Here is an 18,076-nt window from a genome sequence, read left to right as displayed (position 1 = left end):
AATAGATCAGCCTTCTATCCAGCTGATCTATTCCGCTTATTGATATCTTAATGCTTCAAGGGGACTTAAGTTAGATGCTTTGTTCGCTGGAAAAATCCCAAAGATAATGCCAATTAGTACAGAGAAACTAACGGAACCACTGACAACCCACCACGTAATCTGGGAAGTCATCTCTAATGTGCTCGACAATATGTCTGCACTAGCGATTCCAATAGCTGCTCCTAAAATTCCGCCTAATGCACTAAGTACAATAGCTTCAATTAAAAATTGGAGCATAATATCTTTTTTCCGAGCACCTATTGCTTTTCTAATCCCAATTTCCCTTGTTCTTTCTGTAACCGAAACAAGCATGATATTCATAATTCCGATTCCTCCAACGATTAAGGAAATACTTGCTATGCCGGCTAATAACAATGTCATCGTATTGGAAACAGAATCAAGGGCCTCCGATACAGAAGATTGATTCCGCACAGAATAAGTAGTTTCATCTCCATCAAACTGATTGTATAATTCTTGCTTCATTTTTGCCATTCCCATTTCAACTGAATCCTCATCCGTCATAAGCACTGTTGCTGAAGTTACATAGGTTTGACCGATAAAGCGTTGTGCTGTTGTAAATGGAATCAGGACAGAATCATCTACAGATCCAGTTAACTCTTCCCCTTTTTCAGCAAGTACTCCGATTACTTTAAATGTTGTTCCATCAATTTGAACGGTTTTATCGACTGGATTTGCGAATCCGAATAACTCGGTTGCTATATTATACCCCAACACCACTACTTTATTGCGATTATCCAAGTCAATGTCCATGACATTTCTTCCTGACTTCAAAGTAATATCCTGTACCTCTTCATAAGAAGTAGTAACACCTGTAACAGTAACTCCAGAGCTTGATGTCGTTCCATTTCTGAGTGTACTGGATGTTGTCACTGTTGGTGAAACAGCCTTTACTTCGTCAAATTCTGCAAATGCCATCAGTTCATTATAATCGACAACCTCTTCCTCACTAGAGTTTCCCGATAAATTTACAGAAACTGTTGTCGTTCCTAAGCCGGCAATGTCATCGGAAACAGAATTGGAGGCTCCCATTCCTAATGAGGTTAAAGCAATAACCGCTGCCACACCAATGATAATACCGAGCATGGTAAGCACTGCTCTTAATTTATTCATTGCTATATTTTTAAAAGCTATCTTGATTGCTTGTCCTAATTTCAAGAGACAACTACCTCCTTTGTCTCTGCTAGGCGACCATCTTGAATGCGAATAACTCGCTTAGCCTGTTTAGCGATTTCTAAATCATGGGTGATTAAAATTATGGTATGTCCTTGTCTATTTAGGTCTTTCATTAAATTCATTACCTCGACTCCTGTCTTACTGTCTAACGCTCCAGTCGGCTCATCAGCAAGCAGGATTGGCGGATTCCCCGCAAGAGCACGGGCAATGGCCACGCGCTGTTGCTGTCCACCAGATAATTCTGTTGGTTTATGTCCCGCTCTTTCCAGTAATCCTACTTTTTTCAATGCCTGCATGGCAATTTCTTTTCTTTCCTTACTTCCGATTCCTCGATAAACCAAGGGCAGCTCCACATTTTCAAAGGCAGATTGTTTCGTAAGCAGATTAAAGGATTGGAAAATAAAACCGATCTTATGATTTCTCACTTCTGCTAACTGTTTGCTTTTTAACGAAAAAGCATTTTGCCCGTCCAAGTAATATTCACCAGAATCGGGTGTATCCAAGCAACCGATTATATTCATTAATGTTGATTTACCTGAACCAGACGGCCCAATGATAGCAATAAAATCCCCTTTATTGACTGTAAAGCTTACATTATCCAATGCCGTAACTGTCTCTCCTCCAAGTGTATATTCCTTTTTCACATTTTTTATTTCGACAATTGCATGCTTTTCTATCATTCATTTCTACCTCCAAATCCACCGGAAGGCATTCCGCCGCCTTGGCCTCTGAATTCACCATTTGGCATTTGACCTCTACCTTCTCCATTTGGCATTTGGCCACCACCAGGGAACATTCCTTGTGTTTCACTATCACTTGATGATTCAAATGTTGGCAGTACTACCGTTGTTCCTTCCTCTAAACCACTTTTAATCTCCGCAACTTCTGTATTTTGTAATCCTACTTCCACCGTTTGTTTTGTTGAGGCAGTTTCCTTTGTGCCATCTTCATTAGTAGTTGTGCCATTTGCTACTAGAACATAATATTCTTCATTCTCCTTTTGTACAGCTTCTACAGGAACCGTCACGACATCTTCCGCTTTATCGGTTGTGATAGTAGCTTCTGCTGTCATTCCAACCAACAATCCACTGGGCTTAGTTATTTTCACCGCAACCGCATATTTTGCGACACTAGTACTGTCACTGTTTGCTTCTTTTGCTACACTCGTAACTTTTCCAGTAAACTCTTTGTCTTCCAGTGCACTCACTTTTACATTAACAGCTTGGCCCGCCTTTACTTTCGAAATATCTAATTCATCTACGTTAACTACCATTTCTAGATTGTCATAATCAGTAACTGTTACAACTTCTGTTCCCATTGATACATTGCCATCTTCTGCAACATTTAGAGCTGTAATTTCACCAGAAAAAGTTGCAACAATTGGGTCGAGTGTATCATTCTCGAATGTTACTAGCTCGTCGCCTTCTTCTACCTCATCCCCTACTTCGACTAACACCTCGTCTACTGTTGCATTTCCTTCAGAAGTGAAAGTCTCTTTATTGATAGCTGCAATGCTTCCAGTACCACTTACCTCTATTTCAACATCACCAGCTTCTGCCGTTGCTGTTTGCGACCTAGCCTGTGCTCTTACTTCTGTTTGATTATCATTGCTAAAATAATAATAAGACCCAATCCCCGTCCCTATTACCAAAACTGTTACTCCACTAATAATCCACTTCTTTATACTTTTCTTCATTTTTTGCTTCAACCTCTTTCTATTCTATTTTAATGAATTTACTTGATTCATTGTCTTGCTGTTTACAAGTAATAGAATAAAAGAGTTATGTGTCAGGAAGAAGTCAGGGGAAAACTTTTTTAGGATTTACAATTTTGTTTGGGGGGTGCAGGGGATTGGGCTCTGTTGCTTTTCTTCTTGTTTGTGGTTACAGAGACGGATTCTCTGTTAACTTTCTCCGCTTTTATTAATTAATATTCAATTAATCCGATACCTCTCTAATCACCCAACCTTATCCCTCCATCATCACGGGATAAAATTCCATTGACGAACATAGGCTTCCTATTATATGATAACTTATTGTGTGAAAGTTATTGGATAACGTGGTTCGAGACCATCCCACGTAAAAAAACTAAGGGAGAGAAAAAATGAAAACAAAAACACTTGCAATGAACGGTTTAGTGGCTGCATTGTATGTCGCTGTTACGATTGCGATTGCGCCGATTGGTTTTGGCAGTATTCAATATCGTGTTTCGGAATTATTTAATCATCTTGTTGTATTTAACAAAAAATATATTTATGGAATAGTCGTTGGCGTATTTTTAGCAAACTTATTCCTGTCAACCATTAAGTTATACGATTTAACTTTTGGGGTTGCTCATTCTATTATTTGTTTGTTAATCACAATTGGTATAAGCAAGTTTATTAAAAGTCACCTTTTACGAATGATTATTAATACCCTTGTGTTTACCTTTAATATGTTTATTATTGCCTATCAATTACATCTTGCACTTGGATTCCCTTTCTTAATCACTTGGGGAACAACAGCTATTGGTGAATTTGTTGTCATGGCAATCGGTATACCTATTATGCATTTCTTAAACAAGCGAATTCCCTTTGGGAAGTTAATGGATTAAAATACAAAGAGATCAAAATAATCTTGCTCCTTAAGATTATTTTGATCTCTTTATTTTATATGAAATATAATCCAATCATTCTTTGTTTATTTTCTTATTCAATTATCCGTTAACTAGAATTTATATTTCCACTATTAATTCCGATAAATTCATTACCTTTCCACCAACTTTGACATCTATTACTTCTTTTCCTTCAACCATTAATTCAACTTTTATCTCTGAAGGCTTTTTCATCGAATAACCTTGTTCCATTAAATAGGAATAATCACATCCCATTTCTGGATTTTTATACTTAAATAGATAACTAGCAAGGGCGCCATTGGATGTACCAGTAGCAGACTCTTCATTTATACCGTATAAAGGGGCAAAGTTCCTGCAGTAACTATGAGAACCAATCAGAGTTTCAAGTGTGAAAACATGATATCCAACACTATTATATTTATTACAAATTTGGGATACTTTTTTAAGATTTGGGGTAATAGAATTCACAATATTAATATTTTTCACCGGTACAAGTATATCTCTTAGACCTGTTGAAACGATTTGTATTGGTAATTCATCTATCAGATCATATTGATTAATGTTTAAAGAATCAGCAATTTCCTTCTCATTTACTGTTTCATAAAACCTTGGTGTGTTTTGTTCCATCATAATGGTCGAATCTTCCCTTACTTCCACACTTAAAATTCCTGCCTTTGTTTCTTGAAGAAATACCCCTGGCTTAATTATCCCCTTATTCAGAAGTACATAAAATGTTGCTATCGTAGCATGTCCACATAGGTCTACTTCCTCTTCAGGGGTGAAAAACCTCACTTTAAAATTTGCTGATTCTGACTTCATGACAAAAGCTGTCTCACTAAAACCAACATCGCCTGCAATCTTCTTCATATTCTCATCAGATAAAGCATCTGAATACAGCACAACACCTGCTGGATTCCCCCCTTCTAATGTTTTAGCAAATGAATGGGCTGTATATACTTTTAATTTCATAGTTTTTATTCTCCTTATTTTGTAGTCAAAGTTTATTAAAATTCAGCGGAAACTTCTATATATATCCTTTTTATTAACTTGCCCATCAGTTTTACTGCGCTTTTGGCAGAAGAAAAGACCAAATCGTATGCTATTTGGTCTTTTTGCTACTTTTATATTTCGTGTGGTTGGTCTCCACAAAAAAGGAACAAAATTTCATGTATTTAGTTTTTTTTAATACCTATTGTCAACCGTATCTAATGCTTGTTTTAAATTACCTTCTCTTTCCGTAATCTCTTTTTCTGCTTGATTACGTTTTTGTTTTCCTTCTTCTTGGATATGTAGAGTCTCTTCTAATGAGCTCATCAGTTTATGCTGTGTTTCTTTTAGCGAATCGATTTCGACCATTGCCGGACGGTTTTCCTTGGCGATTTGTACCATCTCTTTTGCGTTGGCATCCATTCTGCTTGTATTCAGTTTTGCTTGTGTTTCAATCGCATGACGCTGCCTTAAAAGCGTTAAAGCAATGGAAACTTGGTTTCTCCATAATGGGATCGATGTCATGATCGACGACTGGATTTTATCAATAACCGTACGGTTCGTATGTTGAATCAAGCGGATTTGTGGCGCTGTTTGTATGGTAATTTCTCTGCTGACTTTTAAATCATAAATACGTTTCTCTAGTAATTCCGCAAAATGAATTAAATCATTGACCTCTTGCAGTTTCATTCGATCACCGGACTCCTCTGCAAGTTTTTTTTGCTCCGGAATAAGCTTTTTCGTCATTTCTTCGTATTTCATTTCCGCTGCTGCAATATATACGTTTAAATCTTCAAAATAGGTCTTATTATGTTCATAAAGCTGTTCTAATAAATGAATATCTGCAGTCAATACATTTTTACTGCGTTCAAGACGCACACTCATGCGATCTATTTGGGCACTTGCTTTTTGATAATTTGATAGGACTTCATGGACACTTTTAGAAGGCTTACTAAATAATCGGCGGAAAAAACCCTTCTTTTCCACCCGTAATTCATCAGGATTGATTTCATTTAATTTTTCCATTAAATCACTAACGATATCCCCGACTTCTCCAACATCTTTGCGCTGCACATGCTCAATCATTGTATGGGAAAAAGAAAGTAATTTTTTCTGCGCTGCTGCCCCGTAAGCAATCATCGTACGGTGATTGGTTGGATCTAGTTTATCTGCAAGTTCATATGCTCGTTTTTGATTTTGTGGAGATAAAACATCAATAAGGCGAACAGTTTCAGCTGTTTCGCCTTTTTGCATGAACAAATTATTGCTTTCTCCTAAAGGATCGGAGAAATAATCATCTGTAATGTTTTTCATTTGTCGTTCATCTGTCATTTAGTCCGCCTGCTTTCATCTAACAAATCAGTGTCCTTCTCCTTATTAGAAGTATGTTTTACTACATCTAATTCAAAATGCAGATCATCAATATCATCTGATAGAATGCCATGAAGATCGTCTTCCAGCGTTCTAGAAAGCTGCTCTAATGTTCTTCTTGTGTCATTTAAGGTTGCCTGCAGTGCTCTGTTTTTCTTCGGCTGGGCAGATAAAAGGGCATATTTTTCTGCGATTTCCACTAATGAATCTAAATGCGAATAATAGAATTTCTCTGCTTTATAGAAGCGGCGCGGCTCTTCCTTCGTTAATCGATAGATTTTCTTTGTTACTCTCATTAAATCGATTCTTTGCTTAAAAGAAGGAAAGTGGCGGATGGCAAAAACATGTCGATTTAATCGACTAATTTTCTCATTCGCTTCCTTTAGCTGTGTTTGAATAAATTTATATTCTTTTCTTGATAAACCTTGCCTTACCATTAATTGATGTTTAATTACTCCATCTGAGATGAAATAAGAGACTCCAGTTGCCGCAACTCCATATAGAACGGATAGGATAAAATATTGGTCAAATGCCACATAACTGATTAGCCATGTTAAAGCACCTACAGGAAAAGAAATGCCTGTTCGTACTAAAAACATTAAAAATGAGTTCACTATAATCGACTCCTGCCTTCGTATTCCTTTATTTTTTATACGTTTCATTTCAGCTTTTGTTTCAAAAATCGATGATTTATCTACTTCTATTTTAACGTAACCAAGTTCTTTCTTGCTATAGACTTTAAATGGAATCTTTTCTACGACTAAAGACGTATTTTGTTATGTGTCCTTACATTATGTGTATGTGGAAAAGCATAAAAAAATGATTTGATGCTTTTATTCTATCAAATCTAGGCTCTTGTTTCATGTTTTCTCTTTTATTGGATAGATGTGGAAGTAACCAGTTTACAGCAAAAACCCCGAAATGGTATTTACCATTTACGGGGTTCTTTTCTTGCTATCTTATCCAAGGCGATTTGCAAGTCTAGGCTGCGGCTGTTTTGGTTCTTTTGGCTGCAGCTTCATGTGTGGCGGCTTTATGATTAAAGTAATGATAAAGGAAACGACACATAAAACAGTAATGACTGTAAAGGTTGCATGGAATCCTCCAAGTACTGCTGCAATCATAGCTCCTGCCAAAGCTCCAAATCCAAAGCCTTGATAGATTACACCATAGTTTTTACTTTGATTTTTCAGTCCAAAGAAATCAGCAATAATAGCCGGATATACGGTGATAACACCTCCGAAACAAAATGCAATTGCGGCTACACAAGCAAAGAATAATGGAAAGCTTAACGGAACAACATTTAATACAGTGACTGCTACAGCTGTTACAACTAATGTTCCAGAAACAACTTTTATTCGACCTACTTTGTCAGACAATGCTCCAAGAATAATACGACCGATTGTATTGAATATCGCTACTAAAGCAACGGCATTGGCAGCTGTCGCCACATCTAGATTCGCTAGACTGACACCAATATCTTTTACAATACCGATTAAGTATAATCCACTCATACATGCGGTAAAGAAAATAACAAAGAGTAAATATGCTTGCTTTGTTTTTAGCATTTCTTTCACTGTATAATTCTTTTGCTCTGGTGCTAAAGAATTTGTAGTTGTTTCTACTTCCTGTGCTTCTTTTAAAAGGAATGATCCGCCGACAACCATCGCTAAAGCAATAATTCCCCAAATTAAGAAGGCTGTTGAAACACCATAAGCTGCGATTAAGCTTGTATTAATATATTTAAAAACTAAGCTACCGGTTCCATATGCTCCTACAGAGATACCAGAAATTAATCCTTTTTTCTCAGGGAACCATTTAATTAAATTAGATAAAGACGTGATGTACGCAGTTCCGTCTGCAAAACCTACACAAACACCTGCTACAAGATAAAGCATCCATAAAGAAGATACTTGGGAAGTAACCATTAATCCTCCACCTAGCATGATTCCAGCACAGGCAATTAAGCGGCGGAGTCCCCATTTATCTTGAATTTTCCCGGCAAAAAGGGTTGCGAAGGCAAGCGCAAAACTAGTAATGGAAAAAGTGATAGCCGTTGCGCTCAAATCCCATCCAAATTTATCAACAAGAGGTTGGTTGAACAAGCTCCATGTGTATATTGTTCCTAATCCCATTTGCACAATAATGGTACCAATAACTATCAGTAAGCGATTGCCATTTCGTTCTTTCATTCCGATCTCCTCTTTCTACTCGGTTTATAAACAGTATTTTTTACTATAAAAGGTTGTTTATGCTTTCTTTTGATAGTTAAATTATACCGCCTGAAATATTTTTGAAACCGGTATCAGAATGAAATGCCCTTTATTCGGAATGAATGGTATTTATAGATGCATAATTTGTCGAAATGCTTTTGCTTTGCTTCTGCTAACAGGAATTTCCGCCTTAATATCCTTTAATCTCACCAGATATGTATGGTTAAACCATGGGACAATTTCATGGATTTTTGAAAGATTCACGGTGTAGGAGCGATGACAGCGGAAAAAGGTATCCTGCGGCAATTTATCATGAAAATCAGAGATACTCATTGGCATCATATATTCATCTGTCTTCGTATAAACTAATGTTACCTTTTCGCTCGCTTCTGCATAATAAATATCATTAACATCTGTCACAATGATATTTTCATTTTTACGCAAGTTTATACGACGTGTTACTTCTGTCGTAATCTCTTCTTCTCCACCGCTTTCTTTTTTGAAAGATGCTTCTAATTTTGCCAGCATCGCGGCAATCCGCTTTTCTTCATACGGCTTAAGAATATAATCAAATGCCTCTAATTCAAAAGCTTGTGCTGCATGCTCTTTATACGCAGTTGTAAAAATGATATAGGGCTTTTTCGCAAATTTACTAATATTGCTTGCCAAAAGCATCCCATCTAAAGAAGGTATATTAATATCTAGGAAGATGGCATCCACTTCTTCTGCTTGCAAAAATTTAAGCACATCTAAGCCATCTTCAAAAGTGGCGACAATATCAATTTTGCTGTGGGTTTGAATTATATATTCTAATTCTTCTTTTGCTGGAATTTCATCCTCTACTATTATTGCCTTCATGCTATCTCCTTCGTTATGTCAAAATAAACTTCCGTACCTGGCTCTAATCTACGAATGTTTAAGCCTGTTCCATACATTAATTTTACTCGTTGATGAACATTTGTTAAACCGATTTGTTTGGAGGATACCTCTTCTTTTGCTAAACGATCAATTACCTCCTGGGCAATCCCTTCTCCAGTATCCCGCACACTAACCCTTACTGTCTCTCCTAAATCTTTGACTGATATCGTTACAACTCCAGGACCCTTTCGCTTTAAAATTCCGTGCACAACCGCATTTTCGACCAATGGCTGGATGAGAAGACTCGGAAGTTTAATATGTATATCATCTATCTCATAGTTCACTTGCAGGCGGTTTCCGAAACGAGCTTTTTCAATTTGAATATAGTCTCTCACTTGCTTGAGTGCGAGCTGGATATCAATAAGCTCTTCTCCAACCTCTAAGTTATAGCGCATATACCCCGATAAATTAATAATTAATTCTCGTGCTTTTTCAGGATCGCGACGGGTTGTGGATGCAATCGCGTTTAGCGCATTAAATAAGAAATGGGGATTAATTTTTGTTTGTAGTGCTTTCAGTTCGGCCTTATTTGCTTCCTCTTTCATTTGTTCCACTCGCGACACTTCCATAAGGGTTGAAATAATTTGCGCCAATCCAATTGCCATGGTTTGCAATGTATTGGTAATTGTATAAGCTTTGCGGTAATAAATTTTTAGGGTACCGGTTACAACGCCTCTTTCTTCTAACGGAATAATTAATAAACAATGAATTTGCGGAGTATGATGATCGGCAATATTATTCCGAATCGTAATCTTGCCACTTCGAATGGTGTCTTTCGTTAAATCACTGATAATCTCTTGGCCGATCTTATATTTTTCCTCCCCAAACCCTACATATGCAAGAACATCTTTTGTATCCGTAATAGCTACTGCGTCTGCTTGAATATCTTCTTTTATAATGGTACAAATAGTTCGCAAAGAATTCCCATTAATAGAACGAAAATAAGGCAAGGTCTTATTCGCAATGTTAAGGGCTAATTGCGCCTGCTGTGCCGCGATTCTTTCCTTTTCTCCTTCTACGCTGGCAATCATCAAGACAATTAGCCCAATGCTCCCTTGCCCTAAAATCATCGGTAAAGCAATGATCGAAACAATATCTATTCCTAAGTCGAAAGGATCTGCCATAAACAATATCAAAATCATTGTTAGCATTTCACATAGCATTCCAGCAACTATTCCATAAATCCAGCGACTACTCTTTTTCACGCGAAGGTGAATATAACCAGATACAATCCCTGCTAAAATACTTGTAATTAAACAAGGAATAGAGGTTACGCCACCAATGTCAATTAAATAACGATGTAGACCGGAAACAATTCCGGTCACAATTCCAACCCATGGGCCAAACAGGATACCACCTGACATAATGGCAATTGTGCGGATGTTGACAATCGAACCTTCTACTTGAATTCCTGAATAGGTCCCGAACAGAGCGAAGGCACAAAATATAATCGTAATTAATGTCAGCTCTGTTGGCGAGTGATGATCCTTTTGCAAGGTCTCTTTAAACTTCGGGACCCTTGTCATAAAAAATAAAGTAATGAGTAAAAGGGCAGCTCGTTCAAATAATTGAATGAGCATTTGCAATTCTAGGGAAGAGTTCATTTTTCTTCCTCCTTGTGTTCAGCAGTCTTTGGTGTATTTTAATACTAGTAATGTATCATTAATTTAAGAAAAAGAATCCTCTAGATTACTGATTTCTCCACTTTCTACATCGACGCAGTAGTTACAGTCCAACTTCCCGCACAGCACCCATTTCCTATCAGCTGGATCAAACACATAGTAAGGGGTTAAGGTGAAATACGGCTTCAGCTTTTTGTAAGCTTCGTCCTTAGTAATTTTTATCTCCTTCTCTTTCTTAATTAGTTCCTTTTCCTCTTTATCGAGAATTTCATCCCAAAATTCCTTTTTATCCATAAAATTCACTATTTTGCCTTCTTGATCATGAAAAGTAAGGATTTTTCCTGCAAATATACTTTTAGGCGCACTTTTCTCAATCCGTGCAAGCAAATTAAAATTTTCTCTATATAAATATTTAAGCATCCATTTACCTGAATCATTCGGATACTTCATGCGCAAAAAATCGGTTACTTCTTGGATACATTTTTCTGTGTCTTCGTCCGTTATTGGCAACGAATCTGGATGTGTCACTTTTAAATATGCATCTTCCACACTTACTTCATCGTCCCAATCTAAGAACTTCCTTTCAAAATCATCCTCTTTTCCTTCCTGCCATATTATCTCTTTGTTGATGTTTTTTCGAAGACCAAACTTCTCCTCCATAAATGGAAGGCTTCCTTTCCGATCATTTCTAATATAAGTTTCTTCCACTCCATATACGATTAACATGCCATCCTCTTTAGGAAATTTAGCTAAAACTACTTGATCACTCGCTATATCCTCGATATCCGCCAGCGATAAAGTATATTCCTCTTCTAACTCATTCTTATTCGTTAACACCATGATATCTTTCGAATAAAATGTTAGCTCTCCGTCTTCATTAAACTCTACAGTTATTGAAGAGGATGGAGATAATGGAATACCATTCCACTGTTCCTCAAAGTAATACTCTCTTTCATCTCTTCGCTTGCAAATAAAGTCCTTCTCTATATTTATGCCTGCGAATTCGGCAAGCCATTTTTTTACCTCTTTTACGTCTTTATGTGGAAATACTACCCCATTTTTCGCATAGGTTACTCCTTGGACAAAAATAACAGATTCGAATTCCTCCGTATGTATATTTATATCAATCGAAGCAGTCCCTTCCGGATTCTCCTCTTCATCTGTCCAATCGGCATATTTATTCGGAAACCATTCCATATTTAAGAAATACACTGTCTCGCCATCCAATGTAAGCTGTCTAAATAGATGGTGTCTACCTAAATAATAATCTTCTAACCCCCATTGTCTCCTTGTAAAATTAATTAATTTTTCGATTCTTGCATCCATTCTTTTCTCCTCCTTTATTTCACTTTATAATCTATCACATCCCATATACCATCTTCCAGCAATATCCATTCGTCCTTTTTAGCTATTGCAGAATTACCTGCCAATCCATGAATATAGATATCTTCTTCTTCCTTTAACCCTTGGGCATCCTATATTCGCTAAATCACATCTTTTCATTTCTTCGCTATTCAGTAAATATTCCACTTCTCTTCACACAAATTATTTTCTTAGATATCAACAGCTTGTAATTTTTGTTTACTTACTCCTTCTATTTTTTTGATTTTTTCCTGCATACATAAAAAAGCATCCTCATTTGAAGGATACTTTTCGGAACACTTTATTGTCTTTTTTTTGTCTTTTTATTATTTAATTTCTCCGCTGCTGTTAATGGTTCATTGGCAAATTCATGATCATATTGACGAGCTGTATCATTTTGTACTGCTTGCTTCGCATTTTTATTTTTATTTTTTGTCATGATTATCACCTCCACCCATTATTCTCTCTTGCTCCTTTTTGAAATATGTAAGCGGCAAGATGAATTTTTGCAATAAAATAGAGACCTCTTTTATGCCCGCCATAGGCATTAGAAGTCTCATAAGGTTATTTTCCATGTGTAACTATTTTAACTTTTTGTTTCATGGTTGGGCTAAATATATTTCCTTTTTTATAAGCAATCCCTGTCGCTACGATTAGCAGGATACCTGTTACTATAAACACAGACTGAGCAGGGAGAACTCCTCCAAGAAAACCACCAATCATCGGTCCAAACATTCCTCCTAGTTGATTGGCTGTTTGATTTAAACTAAAGGCTCTCCCACGGAAATCCTCTGCAGTTGATTTTACAACTAACCCGTTCAATGCTGGGAATACCGCACAGAAAAAGAGCCCAAAAATAAAACGAGTAATCGAGAAGCCCCAAATATTACTGAAAATAATTTGAGAAAAAGTACCAAGACCGCCACCAAGTAATCCGATAAATAAGACGCGGTTAAATCCAACCTTATCCGCCCACTTACCCCAATATGGTGCCATAATGACACTAGCAATACCAGGGAGTGAAAAGATTATACCTGCTAATAAGGAGGCTTTATCCATGGAACCTCCAATCTCTAATATATAGAGAGGAAGTATTGGCTCAATCGTCATAATCGAGCATGAGGTAACAATTGTTAACAAGAGCACAAGCATTAATGGTTTATTGGCAAAAGCAATCCGCAAATCGTTTCTGACAGATCCTTTTTCTTTACTTGGAGAGAAATTATCCTCTTTTACCCAGAAAATAATCAGAAGCGTTGCAATAAAAACAAGGAGACCAGCACTTGCAAAGGAAAGCCGGTTTCCGACTAATTGGGAAATCACGCCTCCAATCAGCGGACCCATAATCCCACCCGATGCAGATGCCGTTGAAATCATTGATAAGGCATAACCAGTTTTATCTGAAGGAGTATTCGTCCCAATTAAAGCTATCGCCCCAGGAATAAATCCAGACAATAATCCTTGCAGAATACGAAGCACTAATAGTTGATAGGGATTGGTAACAAATGCAGCTAATGTATAAACGACAAATAGCACAAATCCCGCGCGAATAATCATCGGTTTTCTGCCATATTTATCGGCAAGTCTTCCCCAAAACGGAGAAGCAAACGCCCCGGCAAAAAAAGCTGCACTAAATAGTACTCCAGCCCAAATCTCTGTGTTTTCATGAACATTTAATTCAATAAGAAAAATTGGTAAAAAGGGAATTACCATGTTAAAGGATGCAGAGGTAAAGAAAACCCCTATCCATAAAACAAGCAAATTCCGCTTCCAAATTTCCATTTAGTATCGCTCTCCTAAAACATCAGCAATCAACAACTAAGCCAATGAGATTTTATTTCCTCCATCATAGCATACAACCATTTATTTTTATACCCGAAATTTCCATTTTCCGAATAATTTAGGCTGCGAAAAAAAAGAGAAACAATCTAACGTTTCTCCTTTCAGCTTGTTGACAAAAGGAATTTAGGAAATGCAAATGGAATTATTATGCATTGATTGGAGTGGAAGGGGTGAGACTCCCTCGAGGAAAGTTGATATACCAACGTTTACAGCGTTATTTTTTTAGTCCAATATTTTTTTAGGAAAACTCTTTGAATCATATTTTAACTAACTATTCCATTAATTATAATATTTGGTAAGTAAGTGGACGCGACGCTAGAGCCAATAGGGATTTATTGACAAATATACACTATTAGATGCATCCGGTATCTCTACTCTTCTTATGAGGACGTACCCTCCCATGTCTCTTAGCGTCGCGCGCTTACATTCCTTCGTTTGGTCTCATCATAAGGCAGAGGCTGGCATCATGCTCCTGTATGGACTCTAAGTCGTAAGTCTCTCTAAAAGCCAGCTTTCCTGTCATCTTTTTGAATATAACCGTCTTATAGATTTTTATTTGGGTTGGAGGATAGAGAGATCTTGTCTCATTCGCTCCTTATCAAACAGTACTTCTTGCTGACAAAGTCCATGAAAAATCTTTAACATTTTATTACATAGAACGACTAATGCTTCTTTCTTCTTCAAAGGGTTTTCTTTTCTAGAGATATAATACTGATATAAATCATAAAAGGTTTCATTATTTCTAATCAAAGGCAAGACAGCACGATAGAGAAGGGCTCGCAGCTTTCTTCTCCCTCTTTTGGAGATTCGCTTTTGTCCAATCATCTTTCCAGAAGAGTTCTCTCGTAAGGTTAATCCCGCTAATTTAATAAGTTGGCGTGGATGTTTATAATGCTTGAGAGAACCCACTTCTGCTAGTAAATCTATAACGGTAGTTTCCCCAATGCCAGGGATTGATAATAAATAATGATATTCCGCTTGTTGCTCTGCTAGTGTCTTTAAACTTTCATTTACCTGTTCTAATTGCTTTGTCAGAAGTTCGTATTGAGTAATTAAAGAGTAAATTTCTATACGAGCCATATTGGAGCCTTCTGTTAATCCAATAGATTGTACCGCCACTTTCTTTAGTTGTGCTATTTTAGGTCTTGCTGGATACTTTAGTTTTTCCTTTTCCAAGTATAAAAGGACTAACTCCTCGATTTCTTTTTCCATTAAGTCTACTGGTAAAGGGGTATGTTTTAATATGGCACATGCATTCAGCCCTAAATCTTTAAATGCTACTTTAAATTCAGGAAAGTAACGATCCGTCCAGCGAATGATACGATTCTTCACTTTCGAAATGTCCTTTTTCAGATTCCACCGAATAGAGGAACCTTCTCTAAGCTCTGCTTCTATTCCTTCTATTTGACGAGGATCACTAAAGTATCCATTGGTTATTAGTTTAGCAATGACTCTCGCATCCTTCTTATCATTCTTCGTTTGTAAGTTATCATCCAACTCCTTGGAACGATTCACATGTAGAGGATTGACCATGACAAAACGAATATCATTTTGGGTAAGAAAAGCAGCTAAATTCATCCAATAGTGCCCAGTAGGCTCGAATCCAATCAATAAATCATCCTTTTGATGAATTGCCTTTAGATTTTGAAGCTTGAGATAAAATTGATGAAAACCATGATGAGACTGGTGGATAGAAAAAGAGGTACTTAACTCAACCCCTCGATCGTCCACCGCACATGCATAGTGTGTATTTTTAGCAATGTCAATTCCAATGATTAAAGTGGAAGTAGACACTTGATTTAAACGGTGATTACGGGTATTATTCATAATAGATTCTCCTTCTGACGCTGTGTTGATTGGTCTCAATATTAGCATCATAAAGGAGGATCTTTTTTTGTGCAATACCACAGAAACTAATCCCACAGGAATGCTCCTGTGGGATCCGCGAGACAGTCTGAGACCCTGCAGGCCTTTAGGGCGAAGCGGCTCAGCGCGAGCCCCACGGAAAGCGAACCCCTGCAACGGAAATCAACTCTTATTTAAAAGAATGTATATGTATAATCGAGTAGGAGGGAGTGATTAACTCCCGACCTCTCATACCACCGTACGTACGGTTCCGTATACGGCGGTTCAATTAAGATGAATAACGCAAAGTTTCGTAACGAACTTGCAGACTTTTCAGCCCTTGGCTTTCCCAATAGGAATTGCCGAGGGTTCTGTGTAATATGGGGCTTTTAGAAATGCGCCAGTACCCTTTTCGGGTGTTTCCCCACTCGTATGCTTTTCCAAAAGGAACTTTCAACCGAGTAAGATTTCTGACTCTTGTTTGAGGTTTCTTCCAATTCTTCCATAGACACATCCTTAATCTTCTTTTAATCCAGCTATCTAGTGATTTGAATGTGGAACTTGTATCTGCTAATCCAAAATAACCACACCACCCCATTAGATATTGGTTTAACATCTTGATTCTGTATTCCATGGAGTATGGCATCTTTCTTGAGGTAATCTCTCGTATTTTCTTTTTCATTCGAACTAGACTTGTTTTCGCAAGACGAACCTTTGGTTCTTTGTGACTCGTGAAACTAAAACCTAAGAACTTCCGGTTCCAAGGACGGTCTACCGCTGATTTCTTTTCGTTTACTTTTAAACGAAGTTTTCCCTCAATAAATCTTTGTACACTCGCCATTACTCTTAGACCCGCACGTTCTGTTTTCACATAAATATTGCAATCATCTGCGTATCGAACGAATTTATGTCCACGTTCCTCCAACTCTTTATCGAGTTCATCTAGAACTATGTTTGAAAGTAAGGGACTTAAAGGTCCACCTTGTGGTGTTCCTTCTTCTATACTTGAAATCACTCCATTTATCATGACACCAGCTTGGAGATATTTACGAATAAGTTTTAATAAAGATTTATCTGAAATTCGTTTCGCTAATGTTGCCATTAGTCGGTCATGATTGACCTTATCGAAGAATTTCTCTAAATCCATATCAATCACCCATCGATAACCTTCCTTTAAATAACCCTTTGCTTTCCGAATAGCGTCATGGGCACTCCGATTTGGACGGAATCCATAACTGTGGTCCGAAAATGTTTTGTCATATTCCTTTGATAAAATCTGCGAGATAGCTTGTTGAATAAAACGATCTGTCACGGTTGGGATACCTAGTAAACGCACACCACCATCTGGTTTCGGGATTTCGACTCGACGTACTGGTTGTGGTTCATAGGTTCCATTCAAAATCTGCGATTTAATGGTTTCCCAATTTTCGAGGATGTGCTGTCGTAAGGTTTGTACGGGCATCATGTCTACTCCATGGCTTCCTTTATTCGCTTCCACTCGCTTTAGCGCTTGTATCATATTTTGCCGTTCAAGAATTTGATTCAACATCACCATTTCGTTCCTTTCCGTGATTAGCTTATCTTATTATGCCCATCTGAACTCCACCCTCCGCAAATACCCTCGTGGGATTCACCACTACTTTCTAAGCGTGAGGTTTCTCTGTTTTCTGTGCTATTTCATTCTAGATGGAAAGCCAAGGGCTAATCTCTCTTAATTGTTCAGTCCTTCCGACTGGTTCTAGACCCAATCGTACTATGACCTCTGCTGACTTCTGATGATTCAGCTACTTGTCACCAAGTAGGTTATGAAGGGTACTTCACGTTTCCATCAGACCTCCCCGGGTAAGCACATGCACTTTCACACCATCTATCCGCCTCATTTACTAGGTATGACCTTCGACAGAAAGGACTTTGTTTTGTGTTGCAAACTCATCCAGTCGTAACTAGCCTTGTATGAGATTCGTGTTCCTCGGACCGGTGTTTTGCCTCCAGCTTCCTTCAGATTCCGCGTCACCACGGACACCCTAGCTCTTGGCTAACCTCTACTTCTGTCTTCGGGGTTCGGGACTC

General features: G+C 37.6%; 15 protein-coding genes and 1 riboswitch. Of the genes, 1 reads left to right on the top strand and 14 read right to left on the bottom strand.

What is annotated here, in order from left to right; all coding sequences use genetic code 11:
- Nucleotides 1-36: 36 nt before the first annotated feature.
- The 3 genes from NX902_RS04340 to NX902_RS04330 are packed head-to-tail and all read right to left on the bottom strand — an operon-like array spanning nucleotide 37 to nucleotide 2,929.
- Nucleotides 37-1,215 carry an ABC transporter permease gene (locus NX902_RS04340; RefSeq protein WP_095330957.1) on the bottom strand — a complete coding sequence of 393 codons (1,179 nt, stop codon included), beginning with the start codon at nucleotides 1,213-1,215 and terminating at the stop codon, nucleotides 37-39.
- The gene (locus tag NX902_RS04335) at nucleotides 1,212-1,913 is read right to left on the bottom strand and encodes an ABC transporter ATP-binding protein (RefSeq protein ID WP_095330955.1); all 702 of its coding nucleotides are present in this window, start codon (nucleotides 1,911-1,913) and stop codon (nucleotides 1,212-1,214) included. Before NX902_RS04335 ends, NX902_RS04340 begins: the two co-directional genes overlap by 4 nt.
- A complete protein-coding gene (locus NX902_RS04330) occupies nucleotides 1,910-2,929 on the bottom strand; it encodes an efflux RND transporter periplasmic adaptor subunit (protein WP_095330953.1) in 1,020 nt (339 codons plus the stop codon). Before NX902_RS04330 ends, NX902_RS04335 begins: the two co-directional genes overlap by 4 nt.
- 356 nt (nucleotides 2,930-3,285) lie before the next feature.
- Nucleotides 3,286-3,330, top strand: a riboswitch (PreQ1 riboswitch).
- Between the two features lie 6 nt (nucleotides 3,331-3,336).
- On the opposite strand from NX902_RS04330, the gene NX902_RS04325 reads away from it, so the two are divergent.
- Nucleotides 3,337-3,825: a QueT transporter family protein gene (locus tag NX902_RS04325; RefSeq protein WP_095330951.1), complete on the top strand. Its 489-nt coding sequence runs from the start codon at nucleotides 3,337-3,339 to the stop codon at nucleotides 3,823-3,825.
- Nucleotides 3,826-3,945: 120 nt separating this feature from the next.
- On the opposite strand, the gene NX902_RS04320 is transcribed toward NX902_RS04325, so the two are convergent.
- The 11 genes from NX902_RS04320 to ltrA all read right to left on the bottom strand — a co-directional run bounded on the left by NX902_RS04320 (nucleotide 3,946) and on the right by ltrA (nucleotide 17,558).
- Nucleotides 3,946-4,815, bottom strand: coding sequence for a PhzF family phenazine biosynthesis protein (locus NX902_RS04320; RefSeq protein WP_163188520.1), 870 nt, complete (start codon nucleotides 4,813-4,815; stop codon nucleotides 3,946-3,948).
- 213 nt (nucleotides 4,816-5,028) lie between these two features.
- On the bottom strand, nucleotides 5,029-6,165 hold the full coding sequence (locus NX902_RS04315) for a toxic anion resistance protein (protein ID WP_095330947.1): 1,137 nt from the start codon (nucleotides 6,163-6,165) through the stop codon (nucleotides 5,029-5,031).
- On the bottom strand, nucleotides 6,162-6,866 hold the full coding sequence (locus NX902_RS04310) for a 5-bromo-4-chloroindolyl phosphate hydrolysis family protein (RefSeq protein ID WP_217279846.1): 705 nt from the start codon (nucleotides 6,864-6,866) through the stop codon (nucleotides 6,162-6,164). The genes NX902_RS04315 and NX902_RS04310 overlap by 4 nt, the downstream gene beginning before the upstream one ends.
- A 297-nt stretch (nucleotides 6,867-7,163) precedes the next feature.
- A complete protein-coding gene (locus NX902_RS04305) occupies nucleotides 7,164-8,396 on the bottom strand; it encodes an L-lactate MFS transporter (protein ID WP_163188522.1) in 1,233 nt (410 codons plus the stop codon).
- A 150-nt stretch (nucleotides 8,397-8,546) separates the two neighbouring features.
- Nucleotides 8,547-9,275 (bottom strand): LytR/AlgR family response regulator transcription factor, encoded by a 729-nt coding sequence (locus NX902_RS04300; protein WP_341160569.1) that lies wholly within the window; start codon nucleotides 9,273-9,275, stop codon nucleotides 8,547-8,549.
- Nucleotides 9,272-10,939, bottom strand: coding sequence for a sensor histidine kinase (locus NX902_RS04295; RefSeq protein ID WP_095330940.1), 1,668 nt, complete (start codon nucleotides 10,937-10,939; stop codon nucleotides 9,272-9,274). The genes NX902_RS04300 and NX902_RS04295 overlap by 4 nt, the downstream gene beginning before the upstream one ends.
- Nucleotides 10,940-11,002: 63 nt before the next feature.
- A complete protein-coding gene (locus tag NX902_RS04290) occupies nucleotides 11,003-12,283 on the bottom strand; it encodes a hypothetical protein (RefSeq protein ID WP_095330938.1) in 1,281 nt (426 codons plus the stop codon).
- A gap of 337 nt (nucleotides 12,284-12,620) precedes the next feature.
- Nucleotides 12,621-12,758, bottom strand: a complete 138-nt coding sequence (gene sspO, locus NX902_RS04285; protein ID WP_047944664.1) for a small acid-soluble spore protein O — start codon at nucleotides 12,756-12,758, stop codon at nucleotides 12,621-12,623.
- A 125-nt stretch (nucleotides 12,759-12,883) separates the two neighbouring features.
- Entirely contained in the window at nucleotides 12,884-14,101 is a 1,218-nt protein-coding gene (locus NX902_RS04280; RefSeq protein WP_095330936.1) for an MFS transporter, read from the bottom strand.
- 612 nt (nucleotides 14,102-14,713) lie between these two features.
- Nucleotides 14,714-15,988: an IS110 family transposase gene (locus NX902_RS04275; protein WP_341160568.1), complete on the bottom strand. Its 1,275-nt coding sequence runs from the start codon at nucleotides 15,986-15,988 to the stop codon at nucleotides 14,714-14,716.
- A 307-nt stretch (nucleotides 15,989-16,295) separates the two neighbouring features.
- Complete coding sequence (gene ltrA, locus NX902_RS04270; RefSeq protein ID WP_171510276.1) at nucleotides 16,296-17,558, bottom strand: group II intron reverse transcriptase/maturase; 1,263 nt, start codon at nucleotides 17,556-17,558, stop codon at nucleotides 16,296-16,298.
- Nucleotides 17,559-18,076 lie beyond the last annotated feature (518 nt).

The organism is Niallia sp. FSL W8-0954, from assembly GCF_038005605.1.
Classification (GTDB): domain Bacteria; phylum Bacillota; class Bacilli; order Bacillales; family Cytobacillaceae; genus Niallia; species Niallia circulans_A.
The sequence above is the reverse complement of the archived record's forward strand: the minus strand, read 5'-3'. Positions and strand labels throughout refer to the sequence as shown.